Consider the following 8657-nt stretch of genomic DNA (forward strand, 5'->3'; position numbering starts at 1 on the left):
GACTTGAGTGCCGGGGATGACGTGAGCGTCGGGCATGACCTGAGCGCTGGGGATGTCGCGAGCGGAACGTATGCTGGCAACCATGACTAATCCAGTAGGAAACAACTCCGAATCAACAACGGCTTCGCCCGCGGATTTCAAGCGTGCCGATGGCCGTGCAGTCGATGAAATGCGCCCAGTACGCATCACTCGCGGATTCACTACGAACCCAGCAGGCAGTGTACTGGTGGAATTCGGTAACACCCGCGTGATGTGCACGGCCAGTGTGGAAATTGGGGTGCCCCGATTTAAGCGCGATTCCGGGGAGGGCTGGTTGACCGCGGAATACGCAATGTTGCCATCCTCTACGCACGAGCGCATGCCGCGCGAATCCATGAAGGGTAAGGTCAAGGGGCGGACTCATGAGATCTCCCGTCTGGTCGGACGCGCGCTACGCGCGGCGGTGGACCTCACGCAACTGGGGGAGAACACGATTGCCATCGACTGTGATGTGCTGCAGGCTGATGGTGGTACGCGCACAGCTGCGATTACCGGCGCCTACGTAGCCCTGGCCGATGCGTTGAAGGTTTTGCAGGAACAGGGAGTAGTTCCCGGGGAACCACTGTTGCCACCGGTGGCTGCCGTCAGCGTGGGCATTATCGATGGTGTTGCTTGCCTGGACTTGCCCTACGAGGAAGATTCGCGCGCGGACGTGGACATGAACGTGGTCATGACGGAGCAGGGGCGTTTTGTGGAGATCCAAGGCACGGGGGAGCATGCGGAGTTCGACCGCGCGGAACTCAATGCCATGCTGGATCTTGCCGAAGGCGGACTGCGCCAGTTGATCGAAGCCCAGAAACACGCTTTGGCCCAAGGGGAGGTATAGGTCGTGCGGGTCCTGGTGGCGTCGAGAAATAAAAGGAAACTAGCGGAGCTCAACCGACTGCTAGAAGCAGCAGAAGTGGCCGGCATCGAGCTGGTGAGTTTGGCGGAGGTGGAGGAATACCCTGAGGCGCCCGAAACCGGGGCAACCTTCATCGATAACGCGAACATTAAAACTGCCGACGGTGTGCGGCACACCGGATTGCCAACAATTGCCGATGATTCCGGGTTGGCCGTGGATGAACTCAACGGTATGCCAGGAGTGCTGAGCGCGCGGTGGTGTGGCCGGCATGGCGATGACCAAGCTAATAATGATCTATTGCTGGCCCAGTTGTCCGATACACCTGATGAGCGGCGTGGGGCGCACTTCGTCTCGGCGTGCGTGTTGCAGCTGCCTAAGGAACTCGCTAACACACTGGGGATGCGAGAGATCTACGAGGTAGTCGGGCGCTGGGATGGGCGCGTATTGCGCCAAGAGCAGGGCGAAAACGGATTTGGATACGATCCGCTGTTTAGCCCCGTGGAGCATCCAGGGAAATCCGCGGCTGAGTTGGAGCCGGCGCGAAAAGACGAGTTGTCTCACCGCGGAAAAGCACTGGCACAACTGGTCACGGTGCTGGCGGAGCTGGCGGAAAAGAGTGCGAATTCTGCAGTATGATTAGGCAGAAAAGAAGTCAACCACCACTGCTGTAAGAAAGGATGCGTAAGTTCCCGTGACTGTATCGGGTAGCCCAGCTGGAATCGTCGACAACGCCCCCGCCGACCTGGAATGGATGGAGGACGTATACAAGTGGTTCCACGCCCACCCCGAGTTGTCCGGTGCGGAGGAACAGACAGCCAAGCGCATCCGTAAAGAATTAGAGCGGTTCCCAGATTGGCACATCACCCCGAACCTGGGTGGCTACGGCATTACTGCCGTGCTCCGCAACGGCGAGGGGCCCACAGTGTTAATGCGCGCGGATTTCGATGGTTTGCCCGTTGCGGAGTCTACGGAAGTGGATTACGCCTCGAAGCATTCGCAGCTCAATGCCCAGGGTGAGCGTGTGCCCACGATGCACGCCTGTGGTCACGACCACCACACCACCAGTTTGCTGGGGGCGATGGCCGTGCTGGATTCGGTGCGCGATAAGTGGAGCGGCACTGTGGTCGCGTTGTTCCAGCCAGCGGAAGAGGCCTCAATTGGTGCCCACGGGATGGTGGCCGACGGGCTGACAAAGGCGATTCCGCACCCCGACGTGTGTTTGGCGCAGCACGTGGTGGCGGGGCCAGCGGGCACGGTGTACACCGCGCCGGGGCCGGTGATGACATCCTCGACGACGATCGAGATCACCCTGTTTGGCCGTGGCGCACATGCATCAATGCCCCACCGCTCGGTGGATCCGGTGGTGTTGGCAGCTGCGACGGTGATGAAGCTGCAGACAATCGTCTCGCGTGAGGTGCCACCGAATAAGTTTGCGGTGATCACGGTGGCTTCGGTGGAGGCGGGTAAAGCCAATAACGTGATTCCCGATTCCGCTCGCATCGCGTTGAGCTGTCGCTTTTACGATGAGGACTTGCGCAAAAAGTGCGTAGAAGCCATCAAGCGCATTGTGCGTGCGGAGGCGATGGCGGCTGGGGCGGACCGCGATCCAGAATTTAAATTCGTGGGTCTTTTGGGGGCCACGGATAACACGGCTGAAGTCTACGACGTGATCCGTCCAGCGTTCGACGAAGCATTTGGCGAAGATTCCGTAGAGATGGAGCCGTGGACGGCCTCCGAGGACTTCCCAGTAATCCCGAAGGCATTCGGTGCGCCCTATATGCTGTGGACTGTGGGTATTACACCTCGTGCGCAGTGGACTAGGGCCGAGAACTCGGGCCGGTTGGATATCGATATCCCCACGAACCACAACCCGGGTTTCCTGCCGGACCTCGGGACGTTGCGTACGTCGATGCGCGCCGCTGCAGTGGGAATCTTGTCCTGCCTAGCCCACGATTGGCCAGAGCGCGACAAGGCCAAACCCACGATGGGCGCGGTTCCACCGACGGATGCGGAGATCGACGCAGTGGCAGTAGAAACAGCGCACGTCAACTAGGCCGGAGATGTAGTCTACCGGGCGAGCTCACGCAAGCTTTGCCCGCACTAGGACGCGCCCGCTCCGAGCTCCTGCCGAGGTTCTGCCGAGCTTCTGCCGGTTCCGGCCCGCGTCGTGCTTCCCCGCGCCGCGGTCGTTTCGCGCTCGTTTCGCGCTCGTGCCGGGCCAGCTTTTTAGATGTGGAACTGAGCTTTTACTTCCTTGCGGCGCCGGTTTTCCACGTAGAAGCTCAAGAACGGGACCACACCAGCCAAGATAGTGGTGAGCCACTTCGTCGGCTCCCAGCGCGCCTTTGTGCCCAAATCCAGGCACGCGATCATGTACACCATGAAAACCAAACCGTGCGCGGGCCCAATGAAAGCCAGCCAAGTTGGGAACTGGTCTTGGCCGATGATCAAATACTTGAAGATCATCTCCACAACCAAAATCAACAGCCAGATACCGGTGAAAAACGCCGCGAACGAGTAAAACTTCAGCGACTTCGCAACCCTTTGCTGTCGCTGCGGTGTTACTACTGGGGTGTTAGACATCTGGAATTATTCTCCTGTGGTGGGTTGGTTTGCTGCGGGGAGGGTTACTCTTGGGCGTCTTCTTGACTTTTCGACGCCCCGCTTATCCGGCGATCGCGCCGACGAGTGTCTTGCCAATGATCGCCAACGGGCTCCGTGCGCTGCGCGAAGAAATCATCAGGAACCTCTGTCATGGAGTTCTTCACCTCATCCGGAACAGCGGCCTCATCGTTGCCGAGGGCACGTTCCTTTTCGTAGTGAATGTACTTGCGGTACGCCACCACGAAGAATACGCCGAACAACGGCCACTGGATTGCGTACCCCAAGTTTTGAAAAGTGCCGCCGTTGGATTGCCACACATCCCATTGCCAGCGAGCCAAAAAGAGAGTGGCGATAACCGCGGCGATGAGGAAGGCAATCTGGACTATTCGAACGCGGAGGGGGAATGGGTTGCCCGTCTGCATAACGCGCTCAGCGCGGGCATTATCTGGCTGCTGTGTATCGGCCATAATGAGAATTCTCCACGCCTGCCTTCATTCCAACAAGCTCGATGATGAGTGCGCCTGGGGAGACTTGAACTCCCACGTCATAAGACACTGGAACCTAAATCCAGCGCGTCTGCCAATTCCGCCACAGGCGCTAGCGTCCATGGCAGATGTAAGCCATGAACGCAGCAATATTAACACCTAGGTTAGCTACGGCGTAATCGCCGCCCGTTTAAGGCCTCGTGGTGATCAAAATCGCCGGCCGTTTAAGGCCTTGTGGTGATCAAAATCGCCGGCCGCTTAAGGCCTGGTGGTGATCAAAGTCGCCAGCTGTTTAAAGCTCTTTGATGATGCGGGCAACGTGGCCGGTGGCCTTGACGTTGTACTTCGCGGTGTGGATGATCCCTTCTTCGTCGATAACGAAGGTCGAACGGATCACACCTTGCACGATTTTGCCGTAGTTCTTCTTCTCACCGAAGGCCCCGTACGCAGTCATTACAGACTTGTCCGCATCGGAGAGCAGTGGGAATGTCAGTTCGTACTTATCGCGGAACTTCGCCAGCGCCTCCACACTATCGGGGGAGATGCCAACGACGTCGACGCTCTGATCGTTGAGTTCGGTCAAGCTATCCCGGAAGTCACAGGCTTCGGTGGTGCATCCAGGGGTGTCAGCCTTGGGGTAGAAGTAGACGATGACCTTGCGTCCGCGGAAATCGGAAAGGCTCACTTTTTCGCCTTTGTCATCGGTCAAAGAGAATTCTGGGGCGGGATCGCCTGGGGATAGCCGGATCTGGTCGTTAGTGCTTTCGGTGGTCATGACAACCACAGTACGCGGGAATGATCTACAATGGCCGGGTAAAAGTTTGTTGAAAACATACGTAACCACATTTCAAGGGAGTATTTCCGTGGCCCGTAGTATCGATGCAATTCAGCGCGACATCGAGCGTTCGCGCAAGCAGCTCGCTAGGACTCTCGATGAGCTTGTCGTGCGCGCAGACCCGAAGAACCTGGCTGACGATGCTCGCGGTCAGGTCATGGACGTTGCCAAGGAGCCTAAGGTTCAGATGATCGTTGGCGGCGTGGTCGCTGGCATCGTCCTGATTGGCGCGCTGGCAGCTGGTGCCAAGCGTAAGGAGAAGAAGCAGATTAAGGAGATCCAGCGTCTTCTCGCTGCCACCCGCTAATTCCAGCTTCGGCTGGGATAGTGCAGCAGTATTGAGTTGTACAGCGGATTGATCAAAGCGACGAGGCCGAAATCCACCCCGGTGTGGCACCTTGGTGTGCTCACCGGGGTTTCCGTGTTGGGTGCCTTACTAGGACAACGCATTGGGGTGCCAGCGGCTTTTATCTTCAGCTTTCTGCTGGTGTTCGGCTGCTATGCGATATTCGCCGATCGGCAAATCACTCCGCCCAAAAGGTCATGACTCCAGCCCAGGTCGTTATCGCCTTATTGTGCAGCGCACCGCTGACTACTCTCCCCACCAGCCAGATCGCTCACTACGCGCTTCCCACCACACTGTCACTCGTGGTCACGTTTATCGTTTGTGGTTTTGCCGCGTGGTCGTTGGTTCGGGTGAACCGACAGTCACCGGCCACCAGTTTGCTCGCCACGCTTGCGGGTGGAGCCAGTGCGATGGTGATGCTTTCCCGGGAGCTGAATGCCGATACCCGCTTTGTCACGCTCACACAGTATCTGCGGCTTTCCGTGGTGGTGTTCACTTTGCCGGCTTTCGTCAGCTTGCTTTCTGGCCTCGGGGATTCGTCAGCGGGGATCAGCGGGGCGTCGGGTAAAAAAGATGTGATAGCGGGGCTGGCGACCAGCTGGCAAGGCTTAATGGGGTGTGTGGTGGCCGGTCTAACGGTGTGGGCGTTCACGAAGGTTACGGCGAGGTGGTTCACCGTGAGCTCGCCATACCTGCTGCTGACAATCGCATTTTCAGTGGTGGCCGTGAAGCTTTTGGGGGTACCGGGAGAGTTTATTACGCCGACGGGTGTGCTGGTGGATGCCGCGTACGCCATCATTGGTGTGCAGGCCGGTGGCACGTTGACCAACGGAGCGCTGCGGCAATTTGCGCAGGCTCTGCCGGTGATCTTCGGGGTGATCGCTTTGATGATCGGCTCGTCGCTGGCAGCCGCGTGGGTGATTGCGAGAGCGTGGGGATATACGCTGTTGGATGCATACTTGGCGACCGTGCCCGGTGGAGTTTATGCCGTGTTGGCTTTTGCCCACGAATCTGGCGGTGATCCACTGGTCACGGTGGTCCAGGTCATGCGGGTGATTGCCATGTTGGTTGTGGGAGCCTATGCGCCGCAGTTTGTTTCTTTTATTTCTCGACGCCACGCTGCCCCACCCCCGCGATCGTGACTAGAAGTTGGGGTGGGTTCTAAGCGAACCATTCCTGTGCCAGCAGATCCATCGAGCGCAGTGATTGTTCGGTGGATGGGGACTGCAAGGAAATCATCAGCTCGTCCGCGCGGGCGGTTTCGGCGAAACGATCCAGGTAAGCACCTACTTGATCCGGTGTGCCTACCGCGGAGTAGTGCAACATCTGCAGGATCTGCTGGCCCGCGGGGGAGTCGATGAGCATATCCAGTTCTTCTTCACTGAGGGAACGGCCACGGCCGGCCATGACGCGGACGCGGTTACGGCAGACTTCCTCAAATTGTTTCTCGGCTTCGGCTTGGGTGCCGGCAGCGGTCACGTTGACGGCTGCAACCACGTAGGGCTCAGGGTGGCGGGCAGAAGGCTGGTAGGTACTGCGGTAGACTTCCACAGCTTGCTCTAGCGCGGCGGGTGCAAAGTGCGAGGCGAAGCTGTAGGGTAGGCCCAGTTTCGCGGCTAGCTGAGCGCCAAACAGGGATGAGCCAAGTATGTAGAGGGGCACATTTGTGCCCTGGCCTGGGACTGCCGTCACCCCAGGGATGGCAGATTCACGACCGAAGTACGCCGCCAGTTCTTGCACATCCTGCGGGAAACGGTCTGCAGCGCCGGGGGATCGGCGGAGGGCTTGAACTGTCCTTTGATCCGTACCGGGGGCACGGCCCAGGCCGAGGTCAATGCGACCGGGATAGAGCTCCGCGAGGGTACCGAATTGCTCGGCGATGACCAGCGGGGAGTGATTGGGAAGCATCACACCGCCGGCGCCCAAGTTGATGTGGCTGGTGTGAGCGCCCACATGGGAAATCAGGACAGCTGGGGAGGAGCTGGCGATGGACTTCATGTTGTGGTGCTCGGCGTACCAAATGCGCTTGTATCCTAAGCGCTCAGCGTTCTGAGCCAGCTGCACCGAACGGCGGAATGCATCTGAGGGGCGCTCCCCCTTATAGACCGTCGCGAAATCGATGAGCGAGAGCGGAATCTGGTTCCGGCCGCGCGGCGAATCGGTCGAGGGTGCAGATGCATTCGTCATAATTGGTTTCTCCTATTACCCAGGTGCCGTTAAGTAGGTGTTTTTACTTAGGTGCTGTATGCATAACCAACTATAAGTTCGTAGTATTCCTGGCCCCGGGTGCGGTGGGTGAACGGTTGCCCCGGGTGCGGTGGGTGAACCGTTAGAAGCTCGAAAGGCGCGCGCTAAGGTTCGCACCTGGTCGAGTGGGGGCCTGGTTCGAGGCCGGTTTGATACCCGTTGTTTCCCGTACCCAATCGGCGTAGTGCTGCACGTCGACGGCCTTGGACTCTGCGTATGGATCGGCCCAGACGGAGTGCGACCCAATGACATTGACGCCCATGATTCGCCCCTTGTCGTCGAACACTGGGCCGCCGGAATCACCGTGGTTCGATCCACCGGTCACTCCGCGCATCACGAAGACTTGTCCCGCGTTGATGTGATCTTCTTGTCCAATCACTTTGAGTTCAGCCTTTCGCAGCCATGTGACGGGCGCGTCTTGGAATCCTTTGCCGTAACCGTAGAGTTCCACTTTCTGGTCTTTGACAAACGGATGGTTATCCAAGAGCGTTGGGTAGTTGTGGAGCTGGTGGGCGGTGGCGACGTGCAGTAGTGCAATGTCTGCGTGAGAGTGCTTGACGTACTTGTCCACCCGGGTTGCCGCGCCGGGTTGTTCCTTGTTGTTGGAGTAGAACACCTTGAGGACATCCACTGGAACGTCGGGGGAGGAGTAGGTTTCACCCTCCACACAGTGCGCAGCGGTCAGAATCCATTGATCGTTGAGTGCTGTGCCCGTGCAGCGGTGCGGGGTTCCATCGGGCTTGTCGTAAATGTGGATTTGGACGACATCGGGACGAGTGGCCTTTTCACCTTTCGAAATCGCTTGAGCGGCAGGAATCTCGGGTAGAGCTGAACCTGTCACCACCGTGATCGTGAAAAGCACCGCGGTGGCAATGGAGCCCAGCGCTGCGTTCTTTGCGTGGGTGCGGTTCTTACGGCAGAGGGGATTGATTCGATGTAGAAAGGTGCTCACCATTCATCTCCATGGCAATAGTTCGGTTAAATGAAAACTATTGTAGATAATGCAGGGGGTGGAGATGTGTTGGGTCTTACTTAAGGACGGTGGCGGCCGACGGTCTCGATAATCAAATAGTTTCTTTCGTTCAATGCGGCGCGCAATTCGGCAATTGACCAGGGGGTTTATGCCGAGTATGCGGTGCGATCAACGTGATCTCGCTCCTGTGCAGCGTGTTGCCCAGTAACATGTGGTTCACTCTAGGTCTTCAGCATGAGCTGGGATTGGTGGCCCTTCCGGATTTAGAGTGCGTTGATCCTGCC

The 8657-nt window shown here is 58.2% G+C and carries 10 protein-coding genes and 1 tRNA gene; 5 read left to right on the forward strand and 6 right to left on the reverse strand.

Annotated elements, in window-relative coordinates; translation table 11 throughout:
- Nucleotides 1–82 precede the first annotated feature (82 nt).
- The 3 genes from rph to HMPREF3098_RS10070 all read left to right on the forward strand — a co-directional run bounded on the left by rph (nucleotide 83) and on the right by HMPREF3098_RS10070 (nucleotide 2936).
- Nucleotides 83–865: a ribonuclease PH gene (gene rph, locus HMPREF3098_RS10060; RefSeq protein WP_070435040.1), complete on the forward strand. Its 783-nt coding sequence runs from the start codon at nucleotides 83–85 to the stop codon at nucleotides 863–865.
- Between the two features lie 3 nt (nucleotides 866–868).
- Nucleotides 869–1519, forward strand: coding sequence for a non-canonical purine NTP pyrophosphatase (locus HMPREF3098_RS10065; RefSeq protein ID WP_070435024.1), 651 nt, complete (start codon nucleotides 869–871; stop codon nucleotides 1517–1519).
- A 115-nt stretch (nucleotides 1520–1634) separates the two neighbouring features.
- Nucleotides 1635–2936: an amidohydrolase gene (locus tag HMPREF3098_RS10070; RefSeq protein ID WP_371440990.1), complete on the forward strand. Its 1302-nt coding sequence runs from the start codon at nucleotides 1635–1637 to the stop codon at nucleotides 2934–2936.
- A gap of 173 nt (nucleotides 2937–3109) precedes the next feature.
- On the opposite strand, the gene HMPREF3098_RS10075 is transcribed toward HMPREF3098_RS10070, so the two are convergent.
- From HMPREF3098_RS10075 to bcp, 4 genes are all read right to left on the reverse strand, one after another.
- Nucleotides 3110–3466 (reverse strand): DUF3817 domain-containing protein, encoded by a 357-nt coding sequence (locus HMPREF3098_RS10075; protein ID WP_035115491.1) that lies wholly within the window; start codon nucleotides 3464–3466, stop codon nucleotides 3110–3112.
- Nucleotides 3467–3510: 44 nt separating this feature from the next.
- The gene (locus tag HMPREF3098_RS10080) at nucleotides 3511–3954 is read right to left on the reverse strand and encodes a hypothetical protein (RefSeq protein ID WP_210385978.1); all 444 of its coding nucleotides are present in this window, start codon (nucleotides 3952–3954) and stop codon (nucleotides 3511–3513) included.
- A 49-nt stretch (nucleotides 3955–4003) separates the two neighbouring features.
- Nucleotides 4004–4085: transfer RNA gene (locus HMPREF3098_RS10085), tRNA-Leu, on the reverse strand.
- A gap of 179 nt (nucleotides 4086–4264) precedes the next feature.
- Complete coding sequence (bcp, locus tag HMPREF3098_RS10090) at nucleotides 4265–4747, reverse strand: thioredoxin-dependent thiol peroxidase (RefSeq protein WP_070435025.1); 483 nt, start codon at nucleotides 4745–4747, stop codon at nucleotides 4265–4267.
- An 88-nt stretch (nucleotides 4748–4835) separates the two neighbouring features.
- Between bcp and HMPREF3098_RS10095 the strand changes: the two genes are divergently transcribed.
- Complete coding sequence (locus tag HMPREF3098_RS10095; RefSeq protein ID WP_035115497.1) at nucleotides 4836–5114, forward strand: DUF3618 domain-containing protein; 279 nt, start codon at nucleotides 4836–4838, stop codon at nucleotides 5112–5114.
- 236 nt (nucleotides 5115–5350) lie between these two features.
- Nucleotides 5351–6295 (forward strand): AbrB family transcriptional regulator, encoded by a 945-nt coding sequence (locus tag HMPREF3098_RS10100; protein WP_246815928.1) that lies wholly within the window; start codon nucleotides 5351–5353, stop codon nucleotides 6293–6295.
- 19 nt (nucleotides 6296–6314) lie between these two features.
- On the opposite strand, the gene HMPREF3098_RS10105 is transcribed toward HMPREF3098_RS10100, so the two are convergent.
- On the reverse strand, nucleotides 6315–7340 hold the full coding sequence (locus tag HMPREF3098_RS10105; RefSeq protein WP_052095147.1) for an LLM class flavin-dependent oxidoreductase: 1026 nt from the start codon (nucleotides 7338–7340) through the stop codon (nucleotides 6315–6317).
- A 142-nt stretch (nucleotides 7341–7482) separates the two neighbouring features.
- Nucleotides 7483–8355, reverse strand: coding sequence for a S1 family peptidase (locus tag HMPREF3098_RS10110; protein WP_070435026.1), 873 nt, complete (start codon nucleotides 8353–8355; stop codon nucleotides 7483–7485).
- Between the last annotated feature and the right edge of the window lie 302 nt (nucleotides 8356–8657).

It is taken from the genome of Corynebacterium sp. HMSC28B08 (assembly GCF_001806865.1).
GTDB classification, from domain to species: domain Bacteria; phylum Actinomycetota; class Actinomycetes; order Mycobacteriales; family Mycobacteriaceae; genus Corynebacterium; species Corynebacterium auriscanis.